The organism is Cupriavidus taiwanensis, from assembly GCF_900249755.1.
In the GTDB taxonomy this organism is placed as follows: domain Bacteria; phylum Pseudomonadota; class Gammaproteobacteria; order Burkholderiales; family Burkholderiaceae; genus Cupriavidus; species Cupriavidus taiwanensis_D.
Genome location: NZ_LT976854.1, coordinates 314537 through 335562 on the forward strand (window position 1 = coordinate 314537; position 21026 = coordinate 335562).

Annotated in this window: 21 protein-coding genes and 1 pseudogene; 11 read left to right on the top strand and 11 right to left on the bottom strand. The window is 65.6% G+C overall.

What is annotated here, in order from left to right; genetic code table 11:
- Position 1: 1 nt before the first annotated feature.
- The 5 genes from CBM2594_RS17285 to CBM2594_RS17305 form a co-directional block, all read right to left on the bottom strand.
- Complete coding sequence (locus CBM2594_RS17285; RefSeq protein ID WP_116358053.1) at positions 2 to 355, bottom strand: copper-binding protein; 354 nt, start codon at positions 353 to 355, stop codon at positions 2 to 4.
- A complete protein-coding gene (locus tag CBM2594_RS17290; protein WP_116358054.1) occupies positions 352 to 3522 on the bottom strand; it encodes an efflux RND transporter permease subunit in 3171 nt (1056 codons plus the stop codon). Before CBM2594_RS17290 ends, CBM2594_RS17285 begins: the two co-directional genes overlap by 4 nt.
- Positions 3519 to 5060, bottom strand: a complete 1542-nt coding sequence (locus CBM2594_RS17295) for an efflux RND transporter periplasmic adaptor subunit (RefSeq protein WP_116358055.1) — start codon at positions 5058 to 5060, stop codon at positions 3519 to 3521. Before CBM2594_RS17295 ends, CBM2594_RS17290 begins: the two co-directional genes overlap by 4 nt.
- Positions 5057 to 6361, bottom strand: coding sequence for a TolC family protein (locus tag CBM2594_RS17300; protein WP_116358056.1), 1305 nt, complete (start codon positions 6359 to 6361; stop codon positions 5057 to 5059). Before CBM2594_RS17300 ends, CBM2594_RS17295 begins: the two co-directional genes overlap by 4 nt.
- 72 nt (positions 6362 to 6433) lie before the next feature.
- Positions 6434 to 6832, bottom strand: coding sequence for a copper resistance protein (locus CBM2594_RS17305; protein WP_116358057.1), 399 nt, complete (start codon positions 6830 to 6832; stop codon positions 6434 to 6436).
- Between the two features lie 429 nt (positions 6833 to 7261).
- Between CBM2594_RS17305 and CBM2594_RS17310 the strand changes: the two genes are divergently transcribed.
- Positions 7262 to 7783 (top strand): c-type cytochrome, encoded by a 522-nt coding sequence (locus tag CBM2594_RS17310; RefSeq protein WP_116358058.1) that lies wholly within the window; start codon positions 7262 to 7264, stop codon positions 7781 to 7783.
- 53 nt (positions 7784 to 7836) lie between these two features.
- On the opposite strand, the gene CBM2594_RS17315 is transcribed toward CBM2594_RS17310, so the two are convergent.
- Both CBM2594_RS17315 and CBM2594_RS17320 read right to left on the bottom strand, forming a co-directional pair.
- Positions 7837 to 9015, bottom strand: coding sequence for a chromate transporter (locus tag CBM2594_RS17315; protein WP_116358059.1), 1179 nt, complete (start codon positions 9013 to 9015; stop codon positions 7837 to 7839).
- Positions 9016 to 9336: 321 nt separating this feature from the next.
- Positions 9337 to 9567: a DUF1484 family protein gene (locus CBM2594_RS17320; RefSeq protein ID WP_116358060.1), complete on the bottom strand. Its 231-nt coding sequence runs from the start codon at positions 9565 to 9567 to the stop codon at positions 9337 to 9339.
- Positions 9568 to 10009: 442 nt separating this feature from the next.
- Here CBM2594_RS17320 and CBM2594_RS17325 point away from each other — a divergent pair, with 442 nt between their 5' ends.
- The 8 genes from CBM2594_RS17325 to CBM2594_RS17360 all read left to right on the top strand — a co-directional run bounded on the left by CBM2594_RS17325 (position 10010) and on the right by CBM2594_RS17360 (position 15326).
- Complete coding sequence (locus CBM2594_RS17325) at positions 10010 to 10207, top strand: hypothetical protein (RefSeq protein WP_147310428.1); 198 nt, start codon at positions 10010 to 10012, stop codon at positions 10205 to 10207.
- Between the two features lie 249 nt (positions 10208 to 10456).
- Positions 10457 to 10786 carry an ArsR/SmtB family transcription factor gene (locus tag CBM2594_RS17330; protein ID WP_116358061.1) on the top strand — a complete coding sequence of 110 codons (330 nt, stop codon included), beginning with the start codon at positions 10457 to 10459 and terminating at the stop codon, positions 10784 to 10786.
- A gap of 3 nt (positions 10787 to 10789) precedes the next feature.
- Positions 10790 to 11278: an ArsI/CadI family heavy metal resistance metalloenzyme gene (locus tag CBM2594_RS17335; RefSeq protein ID WP_116358062.1), complete on the top strand. Its 489-nt coding sequence runs from the start codon at positions 10790 to 10792 to the stop codon at positions 11276 to 11278.
- Between the two features lie 70 nt (positions 11279 to 11348).
- Positions 11349 to 11861 carry an arsenate reductase ArsC gene (locus CBM2594_RS17340; RefSeq protein WP_116358063.1) on the top strand — a complete coding sequence of 171 codons (513 nt, stop codon included), beginning with the start codon at positions 11349 to 11351 and terminating at the stop codon, positions 11859 to 11861.
- Complete coding sequence (arsB, locus tag CBM2594_RS17345) at positions 11858 to 12922, top strand: ACR3 family arsenite efflux transporter (RefSeq protein ID WP_116358064.1); 1065 nt, start codon at positions 11858 to 11860, stop codon at positions 12920 to 12922. Before CBM2594_RS17340 ends, arsB begins: the two co-directional genes overlap by 4 nt.
- Positions 12923 to 12931: 9 nt before the next feature.
- Entirely contained in the window at positions 12932 to 13354 is a 423-nt protein-coding gene (arsC, locus tag CBM2594_RS17350; RefSeq protein WP_116358065.1) for an arsenate reductase (glutaredoxin), read from the top strand.
- Positions 13351 to 14115: an arsenical resistance protein ArsH gene (gene arsH, locus CBM2594_RS17355; RefSeq protein WP_116358066.1), complete on the top strand. Its 765-nt coding sequence runs from the start codon at positions 13351 to 13353 to the stop codon at positions 14113 to 14115. The genes arsC and arsH overlap by 4 nt, the downstream gene beginning before the upstream one ends.
- 17 nt (positions 14116 to 14132) lie before the next feature.
- The gene (locus CBM2594_RS17360; RefSeq protein ID WP_116358067.1) at positions 14133 to 15326 is read left to right on the top strand and encodes an MFS transporter; all 1194 of its coding nucleotides are present in this window, start codon (positions 14133 to 14135) and stop codon (positions 15324 to 15326) included.
- 286 nt (positions 15327 to 15612) lie between these two features.
- On the opposite strand, the gene CBM2594_RS17365 is transcribed toward CBM2594_RS17360, so the two are convergent.
- Entirely contained in the window at positions 15613 to 16545 is a 933-nt protein-coding gene (locus CBM2594_RS17365; RefSeq protein ID WP_116358068.1) for a LysR substrate-binding domain-containing protein, read from the bottom strand.
- Between the two features lie 119 nt (positions 16546 to 16664).
- Here CBM2594_RS17365 and CBM2594_RS17370 point away from each other — a divergent pair, with 119 nt between their 5' ends.
- Complete coding sequence (locus CBM2594_RS17370) at positions 16665 to 17417, top strand: SDR family oxidoreductase (protein WP_116358069.1); 753 nt, start codon at positions 16665 to 16667, stop codon at positions 17415 to 17417.
- Positions 17418 to 17431: 14 nt separating this feature from the next.
- Positions 17432 to 18054 (top strand): annotated as a pseudogene (locus CBM2594_RS17375) (NADPH-dependent F420 reductase).
- A 99-nt stretch (positions 18055 to 18153) separates the two neighbouring features.
- On the opposite strand, the gene CBM2594_RS17380 reads toward CBM2594_RS17375, so the two are convergent.
- The 3 genes from CBM2594_RS17380 to CBM2594_RS17390 all read right to left on the bottom strand — a co-directional run bounded on the left by CBM2594_RS17380 (position 18154) and on the right by CBM2594_RS17390 (position 20958).
- Positions 18154 to 18363 carry a hypothetical protein gene (locus CBM2594_RS17380; RefSeq protein WP_116358070.1) on the bottom strand — a complete coding sequence of 70 codons (210 nt, stop codon included), beginning with the start codon at positions 18361 to 18363 and terminating at the stop codon, positions 18154 to 18156.
- Positions 18364 to 18623: 260 nt separating this feature from the next.
- Positions 18624 to 19751, bottom strand: coding sequence for an acyl-CoA dehydrogenase family protein (locus CBM2594_RS17385; RefSeq protein WP_116358071.1), 1128 nt, complete (start codon positions 19749 to 19751; stop codon positions 18624 to 18626).
- 13 nt (positions 19752 to 19764) lie between these two features.
- Positions 19765 to 20958 carry an acyl-CoA dehydrogenase family protein gene (locus CBM2594_RS17390; protein ID WP_116358072.1) on the bottom strand — a complete coding sequence of 398 codons (1194 nt, stop codon included), beginning with the start codon at positions 20956 to 20958 and terminating at the stop codon, positions 19765 to 19767.
- Positions 20959 to 21026 lie beyond the last annotated feature (68 nt).

Genomic DNA, 21026 nt, shown 5'->3' on the forward strand with positions numbered 1-21026 from the left:
CCTACTTGCGCTGCATGTCGATGACGGTCGGCTTGCCGTCGACCTTGTCGAACGTGACGGAAACCGAGTCGCCTTCCTTGAAGTTCTTCAGCGAGGCACGGTCCTTGACCGGGAACGCCATGGTCATGGCGGACATGCCGAGGTTCTCGATGGGGCCGTGCTTGAGCGTCACCTTGCCGGCCGATGCATCGATCTTCTTGATCTCGGCTGGCACGGGTTGGGAGGACTGCTTTGACGCGGCGGGTGCTTTGCTGTCCATGCCGTGCATGCTGTGGCCGTCCATGGATCCCGCCGCAAATGCGGTCGAGGCGGCGGCGACGGTGAGCACGAGTGCGAGAGTCTTGCTGGGCTTCATTGCGATTCGTCCTGAAGGGAAGGTTGGGGGGAAACCGGGGCAACGCCTGGGCGCCGTCGGCGCATCAGCAGATACACCGCCGGCACGACAAACAGCGAGAGCAATGGGGCAGTCACCATGCCGCCGACCATCGGCGCCGCAATGCGCTGCATCAGTTCCGAGCCGGTGCCATGCGACCCCATGATGGGAACCAGGCCGCCCAGAATGACGGCGACCGTCATGGCCTTGGGGCGCACGCGTTGCACTGCCCCTTCCTGGATCGCATCGAGAAGCGCCGCATGACTGGTGTCGCCACGGCGTTCGCGTTCGCTCCAGGCTTGTTTCAGATAGAGCAGCATGATGACACCGAACTCCGCCGCCACGCCGGCCAGCGCAATGAAGCCGACGACGCCGGCCACGGACAGGTTGTAGCCCAGCAGATAGAGCAGCCAGAAACCGCCGATCAGCGCAAGGGGCAGCGTGCCCATGATCACCAGCGCCTCATCGAGGCGGCCAAAGATCATGTAGAGCAGCACGAAGATGATCAGCAAGGTGAACGGCACCACCACCTTCAGCCTGGCCGTGGCTCGCTCCAGGTATTCGAACTGCCCGGACCAGCTCAGCGAGTAACCCGCGGGCAGCGGTACCGCCTTTGCCACCGCGGCCTGCATCTCGCGCACGGCTGAGCGCAGATCACGCCCGCGAATGTCGACATAGACCCAGCCGGACAGGCGCGCATTCTCGCTGCGCAGCATCGGCGGCCCTTGCACGACCCCGATGCGCGCTACGTCTGACAGGGTGAGCTGCAGTCCCGTGTCGGTGACGATGGGCAGCGCGCGCAACTGCTCGATCGAATCGCGATAGTCGCGCGGATACCGGACGTTGATCGGAAAGCGCGCCAGCCCGTCGACCACTTCGCCGACATTCTCGCCGCCGATCGCGGATGACACGATACGCTGCACGTCCTCGATGTTGAGCCCATACCGGCCCGCCGATTCGCGGTCGATATCCACATCGATATAGCGCCCGCCGGTGAGCCGTTCGGCAAGCGCGGACGTGACGCCCGGTACGGTCCTGACGGCGTCTTCTATCCTTGCGGCCAGCCTGTCGATCTCCTTCAGGTCCGTGCCGGCCACCTTGATGCCGACCGGGCTCTTGATGCCGGTGGCGAGCATGTCGATGCGGTTGCGTATCGGCGGCACCCAGATGTTCGACAAGCCGGGCACCCTGACCACGCGATCGAGTTCCTCGACCAGCTTCTCCGTCGTCATGCCCGCCCGCCACTGGTCCCGCGGCTTGAACTGGATGGTGGTTTCGAACATTTCGATCGGCGCGGGATCGGTCGCGGTGTCGGCGCGGCCTGCCTTGCCGAACACTGTCGCGACCTCGGGCACGGTCTTGATCAACCGATCGGTCTGCTGCAACAGCTGCGCCGCCTTGCCTGCGGAGAGGCCGGGCAGCGCCGACGGCATGTACAGCAGGTCGCCCTCGTCGAGCGGCGGCATGAATTCCCCGCCGATGCGCAGCACGGGCCACGCGGTAGCGGCCAGCAGCAGTAGCGCGATGACAATGGTGGTCTTGGGGTACGTGAGTACCTTGCCGAGCAGCGGCCGATACCCGCGGATCAGCCACCGGCTGAGCGGGTTGGCATGTTCCGGCGGAATCCTGCCGCGAATCATATAGCCCATCAGGACCGGGACCAGCGTGACCGACAGCCCGGCCGCAGCCGCCATGGCGTAGGTCTTGGTGAACGCCAGCGGCGAGAACAAGCGCCCCTCCTGCGCCTCCAGCGTGAATACGGGAATGAAGGAGAGCGTGATGATCAGCAGGGAGAAGAACAGGGCGGGCCCGACTTCCACTGCCGACTCTCCAGTGATGCGCCATCGCTCCTGCGCGGTCGGCTGCCGGCCGGGGTTGCCGGCGTGCCACCGTTCCAGGTGCTTGTGCGCGTTCTCGATCATCACTACCGCCGCATCGACCATCGCGCCGACGGCGATGGCGATGCCGCCAAGCGACATGATGTTGGCATTCACGCCCTGGTAGCGCATCACCAGGAACGCCGCCAACACGCCGAGCGGAAGCGAGACAATGGCCACCAGCGCGGAGCGCACGTGGAACAGGAACACCAGGCACACCAGCGCCACCACGATGAATTCCTCGATCAGCCTGGCGCTCAGGTTATCGACCGCGCGCTTGATCAGCGCGGAGCGATCGTAGGTCGTCACCAGCTCGACGCCGCTGGGCAGGCCCGCCTGCAAGCTGGCGAGCCTGGCCTTGACCGCGTCGATGGTCTCCAGCGCGTTCTTGCCGGAACGCATCACAACGATGCCGCCCGCAACTTCGCCCTGGCCGTCGAGTTCGGCGATGCCGCGTCGCATTTCCGGCCCGAGTTGAATGGTGGCAACGTCTCCCAGCCGTACCGGGATGCCGGCTGCGCTGGTGGCGAGCGGAATCTGGCGGAAGTCGTCCAGCGTCTTCAGGTAGCCGCTGGCGCGCACCATGTACTCGGCTTCGCCCAGCTCCAGCACCGAGCCGCCGGTTTCCTGGTTCGCCCCCTTCAGCGCCGCCAGCACCTTGCCCTGCGACAGGTTGTAGGCACGCAGCCGGTCCGGCATCAGGACAACCTGGTACTGCCTGACCATCCCGCCCAGCGACGCGACTTCGGCCACATTGGGCAGCGACTTGAGCTCGAAGCGCAGGAACCAGTCCTGCAAGGCGCGCAACTGGCCGAGATCATGCTGTCCGGTCTTGTCGACGAGGGCGTATTCGTAGATCCAGCCTACGCCGGTCGCATCGGGCCCAAGGGCGGGCCGGGCGGCGGCGGGCAGCCGGGATTGCACCTGGTTCAGGTATTCGAGCACGCGCGAGCGCGCCCAGTAGAGATCGGTGCCGTCCTCGAACAGCACGTAGACAAAGGAGTCACCGAAGAACGAATAGCCGCGCACGGCCCTGGCGCCCGGCACCGACAGCATCGTCGTGGTCAGGGGATAGGTGACCTGGTTCTCCACGATCTGCGGAGCCTGGCCGGGAAAGGGCGTGCGGATGATCACCTGCACGTCGGACAGGTCCGGCAGCGCGTCGAGCGGCATGCCGCGCGCGGCCCACAGGCCCCACGCGGTCAGCACGAGCGTGGCCAGCAGCACCAGGAAGCGGTTGCGGATCGACGCCAGGATCAGCCGCGCGATCATGGCCGGGCTCCGTCGGCGGAACCGGCGGGCGCCACCGATGACAACACCGCCGCCCCGTCTCGATCCAGGTGAAAGCGGAACCGGATACGGTCGCCGGGCTTGAATCCCTTCGGCATGCCGGATGCGGGGGCGGCGAAGTCCATGGTCATGGCGCCCCACTGGACCGACGGGATCGGCCCGTGGGAAATCGTCATGCTGTCCGCGCTGACCGCTTCCACGCGTCCGGTGCCCTCGTGCTCCTGCGCTGCGGCGGCTGCCGGCGCGGCCGGCGCCGCGGCCATGCGCTGCGCGGTACCGCGCAGGCTGGCTTCGGAATCGAGCAGGAACTGGCCGGATACCACCACCTTCTGTCCGGCCCGGAGGCCCTCGAGCACTTCGGTCTGCCCGCCGGAGGCTGCGCCTGTCCTGACCTCGACGGGGCTGAAGCCGCCCGGGCCCGTTTCCACCATCACGATCGTGCGCGTTCCGGTGCGGATCAGCGACTCGGTCGGGACAAGCAGCCGGTCCGGGCCGGGTGCGGCATCGAAGCGCGCAGTGACGAACATGCCCGGCAGCAATTGGCGGCGCTGGTTCTGCAGTTCCACCCGCACCTTGACCGTGCGGGTGCTGGCGTTGATGTCCGGCAGAATGGCATCGACCTTGCCGGCCAGCGGTTGTCCGGGCAGTGCGGCGGCGACCACGGATACCGCCTGTCCGGGCCGCAGCTGTGCGACATGGGTCTCCGGTACTTCCGCCAGCACCCATACCGTCGCCAGGCTGGCAAGGCGAAAGAGCGTTGTGCCCGGCGACACCGTCATGCCGTCGCGCGCGCCGATCTCGGTGACGATGCCGTCGACGGTGCTGGTGACGGCAAGCCGCGGCTGCAGCTTGCCGGTGTCCTGCACCAGCCGGATGTGGCTGTCGGTCATGCCGGCCTGCCGCATGCGGGCCACGGCGGCCTCGCGCAGATCGCCCTGCAGGCCTGCGCCCAGGCGGACCACCGCCAAATATTCCTCCTGCGCGGTGACCCATTCCGGCGAGTAGATCTGCGCCAGCGGCTGGCCCCGGCGAACCGGGTCCAGCGTCGTCCTGACATACGCCCGCTCGACGAACCCGGTGGTGCGGGCCTGCAGCACTTCGATGCCGCGTTCGTTGATCGCCACATTGCCGGGAACTTCGAGTGTCGATGCCAGCCGGCCCGCCTTCACCTCTGCCGTGCGAACGCCGAGGTTCTGCGCCACGCGGCTGTCAATGGTCACGGTCGCGCCGTCACCGGCTTGCTCGTACACCGGAGACAGCGGCATATCCATGAAGGGTGACTTGCCGGGCTTGTCAAAGCGCTGGCCCGGCACCATCGGGTCATGCCAGTAGAGGATGCGCTTGCCCGTGCCCGGATCGATATCGCCGGCCTTCAGGTTCGCTCCAGCGGTGCCACGGGCGGGTGCGTCCGACGCGGCGCCATGCCGGCTCCCCTGTTGATGGCCGAGATAGTAGGAACCGCCCGCGCCAGCCAGCACGAGAAGGACCGCCGCGGTCCGTGCAATGGTGGACTTCTTCATGGTTGAACCCCTTGCGGCGGCATCGCTTGCGCGGCTGTCTGTAATGGCATCAGGTACGTCAGCTCGGCCCAGAGCCTGGCGGTAGCGGCCTCCAGCCTGAGTTGTTCGAGCGAGAGATTGAGCGCCTTGCGGCTCGCGTCAGCGACCGCGGTCAGGGTGCCGGCGCCAGTGCGATAGTCAGTCAGGGCCGCCTCGGTTTGCGCCTTCGCCAGGGGCAAGGTGGTATTCCGGTATCGCTCCAGGCGGGACTGGCCGAGTTGCAGTTCAGCCTGCCTGGCGCGAAGCAGTCCGACCAGGCCACGGCGCACCGATTCGGCTTGCGCCCGCGCCGCACCGGCCTGCGCGAGTTTCGCGGCCAGCTCGCGGTCCTGGCGATCCTTCTGATCCCAGGGCACCGGCAGCGAGACATTGAGCGATACCATGTTCGAGTACGCGGGACCGCGCTGGCTGTACATCAGCTCGACGCTGACATCCGGCACCTTGTTCTCGCGCGCGACGCGGCTTTCCGCCTCGGCCACGCCCGCCTGCGCCTGCGCGGCCGCGACGTCGGGCAATTGCGCACCGGCGGCGTCCAGGTCATCGAGCCAGGCCGGGGCCTGGAGCGGGGGCCGTTCGGCCAGCGGCAACGCTGCGGCGTCGCCGATCCATCTGCGCAGCATCGCCCGGGACGAGGCAACCGCGGCGCGCGCTTCGTCTTCGCGATCCTGCAGTTGCTGCCATTCGATCCGCGCGGCCAGGATATCGGCGCGGGAACCGCGGTTGCCGCGATAGGCCGCCTGTGCCGCATCGATCAGCAGTTTGACGGATTGCGCCTGTTCGGCGAGCAGCGCGTGCGCACGTTCCGCGTACCAGCGGTCAAGCCATGCGGTGGCCGTGCCGCGCTGCACATTGGCCAGCGCCACCATCCGCTGGGCCTCGGCCGAAGAGGCCTCGGCCTCGAAGCGCTCGGCGCGGGCCTGGCGCTTCGCCGGCCGTGTGAATTCCTGCATCAGGCTGATCGACCGCATCGTCATCGAGTCCGTGCCGAGCGAGTACCGGTCCGGGCCGTTCGCCGGGACGTTGTTGACACCGACCTTCAGCACCGGGTCCGGCAACTGCTTGCCAGCCACGGCCATCTCGATGGCGGACTGGACCGCCGAGCGCGAGGTCTCGGCATCGGCCGAACGTGACGACGCAAGCGCGAGCGCCTCCTGCAAGGACAGCGCTGGCGCGGGCTGCGCCCATGCCGGGTGAATCACGGCAGGCAGCGCAAGGGCGAGCGCCAGCCGGCGCCCGCACTGGGTGGATAAGCGCAAATGCATAAAGCCTCCGCAAGGCAACGACCGCCCTGGCGACGATGGCTCAGGGCACGATAGCTGGCGTTGCTGCGGAGGCTACGTTCGGAAACAGCAGTTGAGGATGGGAAGGGGGCGTGGCGGCGCCCGGGGAATCGCGTCGCCGGGCGTGGCTATGCGATGCGCGAGTACCGGTGTCGGCGCGGGCACCACGACATTGACCAGTACCGGATGGAAGGCGGGAATCTGTGGCGTTGCATGGTCGGCCGACTTGGAGCCGAGCTGGCAGTGCTCCTGGCAAAGCCCGTCATGCACGGCCGGCCCGGCGTCTTCCTTGGCCATGTCGGGGCAAGCTTCGGTCATGCCTGCCATTTCTTGCGTCGGCTCCAGCGCATAGCGGCTGCCGTCGCAGGCATACGCCGCCGCTGCCAGTTGCACTGTCAGGAAAGCGCTCAGCAGGAAGGCGGCAAGCCAGAGCCGACGGAAAGTAGTACGCACGAGAGATGCCCGGGGTTGGCGGGAATGGTAGCAGCGTTTGGCGTGTAGCGGCATAGGCTGGTTGGGGGCATCTTGCAGTCATCTGCCCCATCATTGCCGCGTGACTCTTCCGGCTGCTGGCAACCTCAAAGACTCGACAGACAACTCGCGTCAGCTTACCGGGATGTAATCGATGCGTAACGTCCTGGTCAGGAATAGGCCCATACCATCGGTTTGCCGGGCGGGCGCCTTGCCGAAGGCGCCCTGTTGTTTGGTGTCCGGACCCATACTGGACCCGGGGGCGTCCGAGGGTGGTTCTATTCGATATCAGGGGTCAGACGTAGTGATGAAGTTTCTTTTCGCGGCAGCATTGCTTCCCATTGGCGTCACGACGCCTCCGGCCTTACCGTTCGCGGTGGTGTATGCGTCGGCCAAAAGGTCAGGCGCGAGATGAACAGATCAGGCAAGCCACGCTGGCGGATCGTCGCGCTGCTCGTGCTTGGCGCGGCGATTGCCACCGCCGTTGCACTGCAGACCAGGCGGTATCTCGATACCCCCGCCGATGCCGGCAAGACAGGCGATATACGGCGGCTGCGCATCGATGCCACCGATGCGGCCAGCGTCGCGCAGGGTCGCAAGATCTACGCACAGCAATGCGCCGCATGCCATGGCGCCAACCTGGAAGGCCAGCCCAACTGGCGCGAGCGGCTGCCGAACGGCCGGATGCCGGCGCCTCCGCATGATGCGTCCGGCCATACCTGGCATCATCCCGACGCCGTGCTATTCGCGATTACCAAGGATGGGCTGGTAGCCGGGGTGACGGCTCCGGAAGGGTATGTCAGTGACATGCCGGCATTCGGGCAATCGCTGTCTGACCAGGATATTGTTGCCGTGCTGGCGTATATCAAAAGTACCTGGCCACCAAAAATCGTGGCGGCGCAGCGCGAGGTGACGCAAGCGCAAGACCGTTGATGTCCGTCGGCAGCAAGGCGACGAGCTGACCAGTGCGATCTCCTGTCAGTGGCTCAGTGGTGCAGCATGGGATAAGCGGCCAGGCCGATCAATGCGGCACCGGTGATGATGACCGGCTCAGGCAGCTTCTTGAACTTCAGCAGCAGTGCGACCGTCACCAGCGCCAGCAGCAGGGTGGGGCCATCGACGATCGAGCGTTTGGCCAGCACGATCACGGCCCCGGCAATGGCGCCAATCGCCGCCGCCGTGACGCCGTCGACAAACGCGAGAATGGCGGGAAGCTTCCCGTATTTCTTGAAATATGGGGCGGGCAGTACCGTGAACAGGTAGCACGGCAGGAAGGTAGCCAATGCCGCCACACAGGCCCCGGGCAGTCCGGCTACCAGGTAACCGATGAATCCCACCGTGATGACCACCGGGCCGGGCGTGATCATGGCGACGGCCACCGCATCGACGAATTGCTTTTCTGTGAGCCAGTGGTATTCCGTTACCACCCCGCCGTAGAGAAACGGCACGATCGCAAGACCCGAGCCGAATACAAAGGCGCCCGCCTTGGCAAAGAACACGCCGATCTGTGACAGCAGCGGCCAGTCGAGCGCGCTGAACAGCCCACTTGCGGCCGGCAGCTGCGTGGCCGCCAGCGCATTGGCGCCGCTTTGGCGCAACCACTTCGGCGGTGCGCGCCAGAACCAGACCAGTACGCCGGCGGCGAGAAACAGCCAGGCGATCTCCGATTCCGTGATCACGGTCACGGCGGCCAGCGTCAGGTAGATCGCCCACAACAGTTTGTCGCGGCCCACGCTCTTGGTGGTCAGCTTATAGGCGCTGATGGCAATGATGCCGATGACGGCGGCGCCCACCCCATAGAACACCGATTGCATCCAGGTCAGTCCGCCAAAGCGGATATAAGCCCAGCCCAATCCCAGCACCATGAGAAACGACGGCAGCACGAATGCCAGACCAACCAGCGTTGCGCCGCGAATGCGGTAATGCACGTAGCCGAGATAGATGGCGAGTTGCGCGGCCAGCGGGCCTGGTGCCAGTTGCGCCAGCGCAAGCCCTTCCTTGTAGTCGCCATCGGTGATCCAGCCACGCCGCTCCACCAGGTCGCGGTGCATATAGCCGGCCAGGGCTACCGGGCCGCCGAAGCCAAAGGTCCCCAGGCGGAGGAAATAGGCCACCAGCTGCCAGAGGGTATAGGCGGGATGGTCCGGGGCTTGCTGTGGTGCCATGGTTTTGGAAGGATCGATTCAGGGTCTTCAGATGCGCATGCGCGCGGTGGCACCGGTCATAGGAAGCGTGACGAGCCGCAGCGTCCAGGATGGAGTCGTTGCGGTCATGGGCGCATGGTAGAGGCCTGTAACGGGTATTTCAATGTTCTCACCACCAAGAAGCGGATGAGGGACCGGCCTCGGCCGGTCCAGCAGCTACGCGCTGGTCGAGCGCTATGGCGCCGCATTACCGTGGAAAGCACTGTCGGGCAGGTCGCGGAATGTATCGCCTGCTCGCGCGAAGACGGATCCGCGGCAGCGGCAGAGCCGGATGACGGGGTGTCATAACGACTCAGCCTCAGGCTGCAACGCCTCTGCTACCTGATCCACCTGCATCTTGATCATCGCCAGCAGGCAATGGACGCCGTGGCATCCCTCGGATCGTTCGCTTTCCACTTCCAGCAGCGACAGCACGCTACCCAGGCCGGCCTGGATCCGGTCGAGCGATTCCAGGGTTTCTGCGGGAATGCCGACGAATATGGTTTCGTGCTGTGGATGGGGTTTCTCTTGCATTGCGTTCTCCTGAAGAAGGTTGGGAGACCCGCCTGGTGCAAATGGTAGAGGGTGGCGGGCCTGACAGCGGGGGTCGCAATACCGGCTCTCTGACGAACACCGGCCAGCCTTATTGGCTGCCCCGCCCGGCCCGCCATGGTGAAGCGACGCGCGCGTGCGTGTGGGGATGGTCGCATGAGCGACCATCCGTCAGAGAGAATAGCGGGTTGCGACTCCCGATCACCGTTGTGTCGGTGATGGGCTTAGTTTTGCCTTTTCCGTGAGGGATGGCGATCAGACGATTCGCAATTTTTTGGGAGGCGTCGGGAAGGAGCCTTCGGCGGCAGGTCGGTTGGGGCTGCTGGTGAGACAGGCTTCCTGCTCCTTGACCTTTCCCTAGTAGGAAGGTCCACACTACCTTATACGGCTGGGGGAGCGGAGTGCCGTTCTGGCAACGCGGTCTATGGAATCCAAACCGCTTTATGAACAAGTGTTTGACGTGTTCAGCACAGCCTACGAGGCCGCTGACTTCGGCTTGGCTAGCCAACTGCTGGCCGTGATCGAATTTGTCGCATGCCGTGATGATCGGCCAGATCTTAGCGAGCGTGCCTATCGACTGCTGGCCGAGCCAGCAGATGACGGCAGCGATAGACGTCGCTAGCCCATTCGCTACCAGCCTCGCCTGCAGCGCGATCGATGATTGAACCGCCCCCACAGCACCCGGCGATCTGGAGCGCAGTGGATAGAGTGTTGGTTGACAACCGCTAACGCCTACTCGTTGATCAGGCAGGCAGTGGTGTTACCTCGGCCGAGCGGCCGAGAGTCCGAACCACCGTAGGCCCCCTTTACGGCTCTTCCGTGTCACCAACTTGCGATTGCAACCATTCTATCTTTCGACTATATTCGAAACATGGAAACAGATAACGCCCTCGAAGCGCTTGCCGCGCTTGCACACGCCATCCGCCTGGCCGTCTTTCGCCTGCTCGTGCAGGCTGGCCCCGCAGGATTGCCAGCTGGCCGCATTGCCGAACTGATGGAGATGCCCGCGTCATCGCTGTCATTCCACCTGAAGGAACTGCACCGCGCCGGCCTGCTGGCGAGCCGCCAGGAGGGCCGCTCAATCATCTACACGGCTCGCTTCGAGACCATGAATGCCTTGCTGGGTTACCTCACAGAGAACTGTTGCGGCGGCGCGCCGTGTTCGCCGGTGTCCTCCTGTTCCGTCGCTACGGAGTCCTGAACCATGAAACGCTTCCACGTCCATGTCAGCGTGGCCGACCTGCCGGCCAGCATTCGCTACTACTCTGCCCTCTTCGCCGCGGACCCGACCGTCGTCCGGGACGACTACGCCAAGTGGGCGCTGGACGATCCGCGCGTGAACTTCGCCATTTCCAATCGCACGGAGACGCTGGGCGTGGACCATCTGGGCATCCAGGTGGAGACGGAGGACGAACTAGCCGAGATGCAGACGCGGCTGGCCAGCGCGGATTTGCCCATGCAGTCTCAGTCCGAGACCAGCTGCTGCTACGCAACCTCTAACAAGCACTGGTCAGTGGACCCCACGGGTATCGCCTGGGAATCGTTCCACACGCTCGGCAACGCGCCAACCTATGGCGAATCGCGTGATCGTAGCGCCGCAGCATCCGCGTGCTGCGCGCCAGTCCAGTTGAACGCCGCGCCGAAGCAACCCGCCAAGACCGCCTGCTGCACGCCGGGTTCCGGCTGCTGCTGAGTTTTTTGCTAACAAGCCTGCCCGTACCGATGCCTCGGGCGCGGAAGGCATCTGCTCCTCCCCTACGACCATGTCCGACAAGACTTTCAACGTGCTGGTGCTGTGCACTGGCAACTCCGCCCGCAGCGTGATGGCCGAAGCGCTGTTCAACGTACTCGGCAAGGGACGCTTTCACGCCTACAGTGCCGGAAGCCATCCGTCTGGCACGGTAAATCCCTATGCCATCGAGCGCTGCCAGTCGATTGGCTATGATACTTCCGGCCTGCGCAGCAAGAGCTGGGACGAGTTCGCCCTGCCCGATGCGCCTCGCATGGACTTCGTCATCACGGTCTGCGACCAGGCCGCTGGCGAGGTCTGCCCGATCTGGCCGGGCACGCCCATCACGGCACATTGGGGCTTTATGGACCCTGCAGCAGTTCAGGGTTCCGACGAAGAGAAACGCAAGGTGTTCGACCAGGTCTTCCGCCAGATCCTGAATCGCGTCAGCCAGTTCGTGAACCTGCCGTTGCACATACTGGACCGTAACGCTATCCAGAAGGAGATGCGGGCGATCGGTGAGCAGTCCGTGGAGGCCGGCCAATGAGAACGGCGCAGCAGTCCGCTGGCGCAGCGCAGCCCAGCGCCATCGGCTTCTTCGAGCGCTATCTGACCGTCTGGGTGGCGCTCTGCATCGTTTCCGGCATCTTGCTCGGCCAATCGCTGCCAGGGGTTTTCCAGGTCATTGGTGCCATGGAGATCGCACAGGTGAACCTGCCGGTCGGCGTGCTGATCTGGATCATGATCATCCCGATGCTGATCAAGATCGATTTCGGCGCGATGGGCCAGGTTGCAGGGCACTGGCGCGGCATCGGCGTGACGCTGTTCGTGAACTGGCTCGTCAAGCCGTTCTCGATGGCGCTGCTGAGTTGGCTCTTCGTGCGCCATCTGTTCGCCGGCTGGCTGCCGGCGGACCAGCTCGACAGCTACATTGCTGGCCTGATCCTCTTGGCGGCCGCGCCCTGCACGGCAATGGTGTTCGTCTGGTCGCAGCTGTGCAAGGGCGATCCCTACTTCACGCTGTCGCAGGTAGCACTCAACGACGCCATCATGATCGTCGCCTTCGCGCCTGTCGTCGCGCTGCTGCTGGGCCTGTCGTCGATCACCGTCCCATGGGACACGCTCATCACCTCGGTCGCGCTCTACATTATCGTGCCCGTGCTGATCGCACAGGTCATCCGCAAGGCATTGCTGGCGCGGGGGGAAGCCACATACAAGCGCGTTGTTGACGCGCTCGGGCCCTACTCGATCACCGCACTGCTTGCGACGCTCGTGCTGCTGTTCGGCTTCCAGGGCAATGCCATCGTGGAACAGCCACTGATCATCCTGTTACTGGCCGTGCCGATCCTGATCCAGGTCTTGCTGAACTCCGGCCTTGCCTACTTGCTGAACCGCAAGCTCGGCGTTGCCCACTGCGTGGCGGGACCGTCGGCCCTGATCGGTGCAAGCAACTTCTTCGAACTGGCCGTGGCCACCGCCATCAGCCTGTTCGGCTTCCAATCTGGCGCAGCGCTGGCCACCGTCGTGGGCGTGCTGATCGAAGTGCCCGTGATGCTGTTTGTCGTTGGTGTCGTCAACCGCTCGCAGCACTGGTACGAATCGCACTGAGGCCTCCCCATGACCGTCACTATCTATCACAACCCCGCGTGCGGCACGTCGCGCAACACGCTGGCCATGATCCGCAACGCGGGCATCGAGCCGACCGTCATCGAATACCTGAGCACGCCACCGGACCGGCAGACCTTGCAGGCGATGATCCACGCTGCCGGCCTTACCGTGCGAGCAGCGATCCGCGAGAAGGGCACGCCCTATGCCGAGCTTGGCCTCGCCGATCCGGCGCTGACCGACGATCAGTTGCTTGACGCGATGCTGGCCAACCCTATCCTGATCAACCGGCCCTTCGTTGTCACTGAGCGCGGCGTACGGTTGTGCAGGCCGTCCGAAGTCGTGCTGGATATCCTGCCGGCGCCCCAGCAAGGGGCCTTCACCAAGGAGGACGGCGAGGCCGTGGTCGACGAGCAAGGCCGGAGGATCCAATGACCATGGATCTGCCCAATATCGTCCCCGCGGTGCTCGATACGCCCGACCTCCGCAAGCTGGAGCCGGCAATCGTCAGCAAGCATCCGCCGCGCATCTTGCTGCTCTACGGCTCGCTGCGCGAGACGTCGTACAGCCGCCTGCTTGTGCACGAAGCCGAACGGATCCTGCAGCATTTCGGGGCGCAGACCCGTGTCTTCGACCCGCACGGTCTGCCGATGGCCGACAGTGTGCCCGCCGATCACCCCAAGGTGGTCGAATTGCGCAAGCTCTCAGAGTGGTCGGAAGGCCAGATTTGGTGCAGCCCCGAGCGTCACGGCACGCTGACGGCCGTCTTCAAGAACCAGATCGACTGGCTGCCGCTGGAGATCGGCGGGATTCGCCCGACCCAGGGACGGACGCTGGCCGTCATGCAGGTGTGCGGCGGCTCGCAATCGTTCAACGCCGTCAACGCGCTGCGCGTGCTGGGCCGGTGGATGCGCATGGTGACAATCCCGAACCAGTCGTCGGTTGCCAAGGCGTACCAGGAATTCGAAGCCAACGGCCGCATGAAGCCATCCTCCTATTACGACCGCGTGGTCGACGTCATGGAGGAACTCTACAAGTTCACGCTTCTCGTGCGTGACCGCAGCGACTACCTGACCGACCGCTACAGTGAACGCAAGGAAGCCGCGCCCGCCAACGCGATTACCCTCGCTGGGGCTGCCATGAGTCACGAAAACGAAGCGCAGACCGCCGACACCGATCGCGGCGAAGTGGAATAACCAGGGACGGGACGGCCATGGAGCCCAGCAGCAGCGTGGTCGCCAGGCTCGGGATTGCCCAGACGCTGGCCTGGGGTTCGACGTACTACCTGCCGGCCATGCTGGCAACGCCGATGGCAAAGGATCTTGGCGTTTCCACGCCGACGATTTTTGCGGCGTTCAGCGTCGCCTTGGTGGTCTCGGCATTGCTAGGGCCCACTGCTGGCCGGATGATTGATCGGACGGGCGGACGCTCGGTGCTCGTCGCAACGAGCATGGTATTCGCCATTGGTCTCGCCGGGCTCGGCGTGGCACAGGGGGCCGCTGGCCTCTTCGCCGCCTGGGTGATCCTGGGCATCGGTATGGGCGCTGGTCTCTACGAAGCAGCGTTCGCCACACTGGTTGCGCTGTACGGCAACCGTTCGCGCGGCGCCATCACGGGGATCACGCTGATCGCCGGCTTCGCCAGCACAGTCGGCTGGCCGCTCTCCACCTTCATGGAGGCGCACATCGGGTGGCGTGGCGCTTGCCTGTCCTGGGCAGCGCTGCATCTGACGCTGGGGCTAGCCCTGAACCTGAGCATGCCGCGAGTAACTGCCACGGCAACGGCACCCGGCAATGCCACGCCGCCAACGGGCGACGATCGGACGCCCCCAGCCGACGAGCGTGCGCAACGAGCGGCCTCCTACGCGCTGGCTTTCGTTTTTGCGGCGACCTGGTTCATCAGCACCGCCATGGCCGCACATCTTCCACGGCTGCTGCAGGCGGGCGGTGCGTCCCTGTCCACGGCCGTGATGGTGGGCGCGCTGATCGGCCCGGCGCAAGTCGGCGCCCGGATTCTGGAGTTCGGCTTGCTGCGCAAGGTCCACCCGTTGCTGTCCGCCCGGATCGCAGCGGCGCTTCATCCTCTTGGCGCGCTGGCATTCGGTCTCGTGGGAGCACCTGCGGCAGCCTTGTTTGGCGTCCTGCACGGAGCCGGCAACGGCATCCTCACGATTGCCAAGGGCACGCTGCCGCTCGTTATTTTCGGACCGGGCGGCTACGGTCATCGTCAGGGCGTCTTGATGGCCCCGGCTCGCGTGGCGCAAGCGTTGGCGCCTTGGGTTTTCGGGATGTGTCTGGACCAGTTCGGAGGGAAGTCGCTGTGGTTGTCCTCAGGCCTTGGCGTGGCTTCCATCGCCGTGCTGCTAATAATGACGCAGGGGAACGGCTATCGCCCCAAGGCAGCGTGACGCAGCGCCGCCGTCGGTGCTCGCTTCGGCCGGCGCGTCCTGACGGCACCGCCTACATCGGCGTATCCAGCACCTCGGCGGTAAATGCTGGCATATGTCCAGTATTTTTGGCAAAAAGCGCGGATTTGACTAATCTAGCGGGCAAAAATTGCCATGCCAGCGTGCTGTTTGATTCGCTTGCGCACAGGTTCAGCAGTAAAGCTCAAGAGTCACTCCGCTGGCGATAGCCGCCACGCATCCGTCCACGTCCGCTTGTCTTCATCGCATCCCCGACCGGTCCCGGACCCTAAACCCCAAGGCTCCCCGCCAACCGCTCCGCCAGCCCCTCGCGCCGAAACGCCTCCACAACATAGTCGACGAACACGCGCGTCTTGCCGGGCATCAGGGTGCGCGTAGGGTAGTACAACGAAATGGCGCCGGCATCGGCGTACCAGCGCGGCAGTACGCGCACCAGTTCGCCACGTTCGATCCATGGCAGCACATCGGGGACTGCCAGCAGTGCCACGCCCAGTCCCAGTAGCGCGGCTTCGCGCATGGCGGCCGGGTCGGTCACCACGATGCGTTCTGGCATGGTCGCCGCGGCCTCCTTGCCGGCGGCATCGCGCATGGTCCATTGGCGCGTGCGTCCGGTTCGGCCGGAACGCATGACGATGCCATCCATGGCCTCCAGCATCGATGGATCGGCTCGGAGCGTGCGTTCCCGCAGGTACGCGGGCGATGCCACCGCGACGATATGCGCCGGTGCCAGTGGGCGCGACACCAGACCCGGCGCCAGCTCGAAGCCACCGCCTATGGCTGCGTCGAACCCTTCGGCAATCAGGTCGATGGGGCGGTTCTCGAAATGCCATTCCGGGCGGATCGCGGGGTAACGGTGCAGGAAATCGGGAAGCAACGGCATCACGTAAGCCATGCCGAACGACGGCGCCAGGCTGACCTTCAGCACGCCGGCCGGTTCGCCGTGGTCGTTCGACATGGCGGCGATGGCGGCCTGCAGCGCGTCCAGGTTGCCGCCGATCGAGGCAAGGAACCGTTCGCCCGCCTCGGTAAGCGTCAGCTTGCGAGTCGAGCGCTGAAACAGCCGCACGCCCAGGTTGCGCTCGAGCATCGCCACGTTGCGGCTGACGGCCGCGGGCGTCAGGGCCAGCCGGCGACCCGCCGCTGAAAAGCTGCCGGATTCGGCGCTGCGCACAAACGATTCAAGGTTGGCGAGGGTTTCCATGCCATCTAGATTACACGATCGCTTGAAGATGATTCCAATCATTCATCGCTAATCAGCATGGAATCGAACACCCATACTTCGTTCACACCTTCTGATTCACCCCCAACCGGAGCAACAAAATGACCCAACCGACACTGCCCTTGGCCGGCAAAATCGCCCTCGTCACCGGCGGCTCGCGCTCGATCGGCGCCGCCATTGCCCGCCGCCTGGCCGCCGACGGCGCGGCCGTGGCGCTGACCTACAGTGCCTCGCCGGACAAGGCCGCCAACGTGGTGCGCGAGATCGAAGCGGCCGGCGGCAGGGCGATCGCGCTTGCCGCAGACGCCGGTGACGCCGCGGCGGTGCGCCGGGCCGTGGCGGATACGGTGGCCGCATTCGGTGGGCTCGACATCCTCGTCAACAACGCCGGCCTGGGCCTGGGCGGCGCCATCGAGGACATCCCGTTCGACACCTACGAGCGCATGATCGCGGTGAACGTGACCGGCGTATTCGTGGCCACGCAGGAAGCCGTGCGCCATATGAAGCCGGGCGGGCGCGTGATCCACATCGGTTCGTCGATGGCGCGCTACGCGGCGTTTCCGACGGCATCGCTCTACACGCTGACCAAGGGTGCGATCGCAGGCTTCAATCGCAGCCTGGTGCGCGACCTGGGGCCGAAAGGCATCACGGTCAACACGGTCCATCCGGGCCCGACCGATACCGATATGAATCCTGCCGGCGGCCCGGTCAGTGAAATCGTCGGACCCGGCATTGCGCTGGGCCGATACGGGCAGCCGCATGAGATTGCCGGCGTGGTGGCGTTCCTCGCCGGCCCGGACGCAGCCTTCGTCACCGGTGCGGAGATCGTCGCCGATGGCGGCTTCACCGCCTGAGCCAGGAGAGCAACATGCAAACGCATATCGGCAAGACCATCGGCATTATCGGCGCGGGGGCGATCGGCACGGCGTTCGCGAAGGCGCTGGCACGGCACGGCATCGACGCAGTGCTGGCCAACAGCCGCGGGCCTGAAACGCTGCAGGATGTCGTGACAGCGATCGGTCCTTCGATCCGCCCAGGCACGCGCGAGGAAGCCGCGGCGCAGGACATCGTGCTGGTGGCCGTGAACTGGTCGAAGCTGCCGCAGGCACTGAGCGGGCTGCCCGGCTTTGGCGGGCGCATTGTCATCGACGCCAACAATCCGATCGAGCCCCGCTGTTTCGCCCTGCGGACCTGCATGGCCGGGCTTCGAGCGAGGTGTTCGCAGACCTCGTGCCCGGCGCGCGCGTGGTCAAGGCGTTCAATCACCTGCAACCGGCGCTGGTCTCCGGCGATCCGCAAGCCGAAGGCGGCCGCCGCGTGATGTTCCTGTCGGGCGACGATGCCAACGCCAAAGCCGAGGTCGCCAGGTTGATCGATCGGCTCGGGTTCTTCGGCATCGATTTGGGTTCGCTCGCCGTGGGCGGAAGGCAGTACCAGTTTCCGGGGGGAGCGCTGGCGGCGCTGAACCTGGTGGCGATGGGGACGACTTGAAGGAGGGTTGCCGAGAGTGGGAAGGGCGCAGCGACGGTGCGGCCACTGCCAACGCCGCACCTCTGTCAAAGGCGCCACGAACCCTCTGTCAGCAGCGTCCTATTTGCTCTTCAGTCCGCTCGCCTTCTGTGCATTCTCCAGGGCTTGCTTCTCCGCTGCGGCATTGATAGCGGCTTGCCGGTTTTGCTCGGTTGTATAGCACGCGTCACGGCTGATTCCTTGCGCCTGGCAATCGGCCATCCGTTGTGCCGGGCTTGAGCATCCGGCCATGACGGCAACGGCTGCGGTCGCGGTAAGCAGGATTCTCATGTTCTCTCCTTCTTCGCTTGTGTACGGTATCGGGAAGAACAACGATAGCACGGTGCAGAATCACAGCAGGCGGGCAGCAGACCGGTATTGCCATGGCGCCAGGTGGAGGTAGTCACGGCGAGGCCCCTACCAAAAGAACAAAGACCCCCGTCATTCCCGCGAAAGCAGGAACCCAGCGACTTTAAGAAGCGCTTGCGCTTTAAAGACACTGGGTCCCCGCCTGCGCGGGGACGACGTGTCGCCAATGACGCCGCCGCCGATCAGGCCTCCATCACCTCGCCAAAACGCTGCAGGTGGTAGTCGCTGTCGCCCAGCAGCTGGTCCAGCATGGTCAGGCGCTTGAAGTAGTCGCCGACCGACAGCTCGTCGGTCATGCCCATGCCGCCGTGCAGCTGCACCGCCTGCTGGCCGACAAAGCGCCCGGCGCGCGCCACCGTCACCTTGGCGGCCGACAGCATGCGGCGGCGCGCGGCGGGATCGGTTTCGTCCAGCGCCTGCGCGGCGACGTAGGCCATCGACAGCGCCAGTTCCTTCTGCACCAGCATGTCGGCCATGCGGTGCTGCAGCGCCTGGAAGCTCGCCAGCGGCTTGCCGAACTGCTGGCGCGTGCCAAGGTATTCGCCGGTGATCTGGATCAGCTTTTCCATCGCGCCCGCGCCCTCGGCGCACAGCGCGGCGATGCCGTGCTCCAGGCCGACGCCGAGCGCCGCGAGCCCGTCGGCGGGCTGGCCCACCAGCGCGCTGGCCGGCACGCTGACGTTCTGCAGCGACAGGTCGGCGGCACGCAGGCCGTCGATGGTGGGGTAGGCGGTCACGCCCAGGCCCTTGCTGTCGCGCGGCACCAGGAACAGCGCGATCTCGTTGCTGCCCGAGACGCGCGCGGTCAGCAGGTAGGCGTCGGCGGCGGCGCCGTGCCAGACCACGCTCTTGGTGCCGCTGATCACGTAGCCGTCGCCGCTGCGCTCGGCGCTGGCGCGGGCTGATTCCGGGCGGTAGCGGGTGGTGGGCTCCAGGTAGGCCAGCGTGACGATGCGCTCGCCCGCGGCGATCGCGGGCAGCCATTCTTGTTTTTGCGCGTCGCTGCCGTGGGCGGCCAGGATGGCGGCGGCCATCACGCCGCTGGGGGTGACCGGCTCCAGCACCAGGCCGCGGCCCAGCTCGCGCTGCACCACCAGCTGGCTGGCGGGGCCTTCGCCGAAGCCGCCGAAATCGGCCGGCACGGTCAGGCCCAGCACGCCCATTTCGGCCAGCTTGTTCCACACGCCGCGGTCCAGGCTCTCGCCCTGGCGCGCGCTCTTGCGGCGGGCCTCGAAGGTGTATTCGGTATCGATGAAGCGGCGCAGGCTGTCCGCCAGCATCTGTTGCTCTTCGCTGTAGGTGAAGTCCATGTCAGCTATCCTTTCAGAAACCCAGGATCATCTTGGAGATGATGTTCTTCTGCACTTCGGTCGCGCCGCCGTAGATCGAGGTCTTGCGCATGTCGTAATAGGTGGCGGCGGCCGGTGCGGCCCACTCCGGACCCGATACCGGCTGCGTCGCGCCGGGCTCGAGCCAGTCGGGCGAATACGGCCAGGCGTTGGGGCCGGCCACTTCCATCATCAGCATGCCCAGGTCCTGCTGCACCTCCGAGCCGCGGATCTTGACGATCGACGCCTCGGGCCCCGGCGTGCCGGCGGCCTGCGTGGCCACGCGCAGCAGCAGCATTTCCAGCGCCATGATGTCCATCTCGACGCGGGCGATCTTGTCGCGCATGCGCACGTCTTCGATCAGCGGGCGGCCGGCGCCGTCGGTGGCCTGCGCGGCGTAATGCTTGAGCTGGCGCAGCTCGCGGTGGCAGTGGCCGATGCCGGCGATGCCGGTGCGTTCATGGCCGAGCAGGTACTTGGCGTAGGTCCAGGCGCGGTTCTCTTCGCCGACCAGGTTCTCGACCGGCACTTCGACGTCCTCGAACCAGGTCTCGTTGACGTCGTGGCCGCCATCCAGCGTGGTGATCGGACGCACCGTCACGCCGGGCGACTTCATGTCGATCAGCAGCATCGAGATGCCTTCCTGCGCCTTGGCTTCCGGGTCGGTGCGCACCAGGCAGAAGATCCAGTCGGCAAAATGCGCCATCGTGGTCCAGGTCTTCTGGCCGTTGACGATGTACTTGTCGCCCTTGCGCACCGCGCGGGTCTTCAGCGAAGCCAGGTCGGAGCCCGAGCCCGGCTCGGAGTAGCCCTGGCACCAGAAGTCTTCCACGCCCGGGATGCGCGGCAGGAAGCGCTGCTGCATTTCGGGGCTGGCGTACTTCATCAGCACCGGGCCGATCATGGTCAGCCCGAACGGCAGCAGGCGCGGCGCGCCGGCGCGGAAGGTCTCGATCTCGAAGATCAGGCGCTGCAGCGCGGTCCAGCCGGTGCCGCCCCATTGCGTGGGCCAGGTGGGCGCGCCCCAGCCCTGCGCCTGCAGGATGCGGTGCCAGCGGACGTAGTCGTCCTTTTCCACGCGCTGGTGGTTGAGCACCTTGTTGCGGATGTCTTCCGGCAGCTTGGCCTGCACGAAAGCGCGGACTTCCTCGCGGAAGGCCTGTTCCTCGGCGGTGAAACGCAAATCCATCTGTATGTCCCCTGTGGTACGCGGGCCGCGCGGCGCTGGCGCGCAAACCTGTATTGCCCGTGGTTGTG

Bases quoted from the DNA above. Each gene is read 5' to 3' on its own strand.
- CBM2594_RS17285 (WP_116358053.1), bottom strand. From the start codon at position 355: ATGAAGCCCAGCAAGACTCTCGCACTCGTGCTCACCGTCGCCGCCGCC.
- CBM2594_RS17290 (WP_116358054.1), bottom strand. From the start codon at position 3,522: ATGATCGCGCGGCTGATCCTGGCGTCGATCCGCAACCGCTTCCTGGTG.
- CBM2594_RS17295 (WP_116358055.1), bottom strand. From the start codon at position 5,060: ATGAAGAAGTCCACCATTGCACGGACCGCGGCGGTCCTTCTCGTGCTG.
- CBM2594_RS17300 (WP_116358056.1), bottom strand. From the start codon at position 6,361: ATGCATTTGCGCTTATCCACCCAGTGCGGGCGCCGGCTGGCGCTCGCC.
- CBM2594_RS17310 (WP_116358058.1), top strand. From the start codon at position 7,262: ATGAACAGATCAGGCAAGCCACGCTGGCGGATCGTCGCGCTGCTCGTG.
- CBM2594_RS17315 (WP_116358059.1), bottom strand. From the start codon at position 9,015: ATGGCACCACAGCAAGCCCCGGACCATCCCGCCTATACCCTCTGGCAG.
- CBM2594_RS17320 (WP_116358060.1), bottom strand. From the start codon at position 9,567: ATGCAAGAGAAACCCCATCCACAGCACGAAACCATATTCGTCGGCATT.
- CBM2594_RS17325 (WP_147310428.1), top strand. From the start codon at position 10,010: ATGGAATCCAAACCGCTTTATGAACAAGTGTTTGACGTGTTCAGCACA.
- CBM2594_RS17330 (WP_116358061.1), top strand. From the start codon at position 10,457: ATGGAAACAGATAACGCCCTCGAAGCGCTTGCCGCGCTTGCACACGCC.
- CBM2594_RS17335 (WP_116358062.1), top strand. From the start codon at position 10,790: ATGAAACGCTTCCACGTCCATGTCAGCGTGGCCGACCTGCCGGCCAGC.
- CBM2594_RS17340 (WP_116358063.1), top strand. From the start codon at position 11,349: ATGTCCGACAAGACTTTCAACGTGCTGGTGCTGTGCACTGGCAACTCC.
- arsB (WP_116358064.1), top strand. From the start codon at position 11,858: ATGAGAACGGCGCAGCAGTCCGCTGGCGCAGCGCAGCCCAGCGCCATC.
- arsC (WP_116358065.1), top strand. From the start codon at position 12,932: ATGACCGTCACTATCTATCACAACCCCGCGTGCGGCACGTCGCGCAAC.
- arsH (WP_116358066.1), top strand. From the start codon at position 13,351: ATGACCATGGATCTGCCCAATATCGTCCCCGCGGTGCTCGATACGCCC.
- CBM2594_RS17360 (WP_116358067.1), top strand. From the start codon at position 14,133: ATGGAGCCCAGCAGCAGCGTGGTCGCCAGGCTCGGGATTGCCCAGACG.
- CBM2594_RS17365 (WP_116358068.1), bottom strand. From the start codon at position 16,545: ATGGAAACCCTCGCCAACCTTGAATCGTTTGTGCGCAGCGCCGAATCC.
- CBM2594_RS17370 (WP_116358069.1), top strand. From the start codon at position 16,665: ATGACCCAACCGACACTGCCCTTGGCCGGCAAAATCGCCCTCGTCACC.
- CBM2594_RS17380 (WP_116358070.1), bottom strand. From the start codon at position 18,363: ATGAGAATCCTGCTTACCGCGACCGCAGCCGTTGCCGTCATGGCCGGA.
- CBM2594_RS17385 (WP_116358071.1), bottom strand. From the start codon at position 19,751: ATGGACTTCACCTACAGCGAAGAGCAACAGATGCTGGCGGACAGCCTG.
- CBM2594_RS17390 (WP_116358072.1), bottom strand. From the start codon at position 20,958: ATGGATTTGCGTTTCACCGCCGAGGAACAGGCCTTCCGCGAGGAAGTC.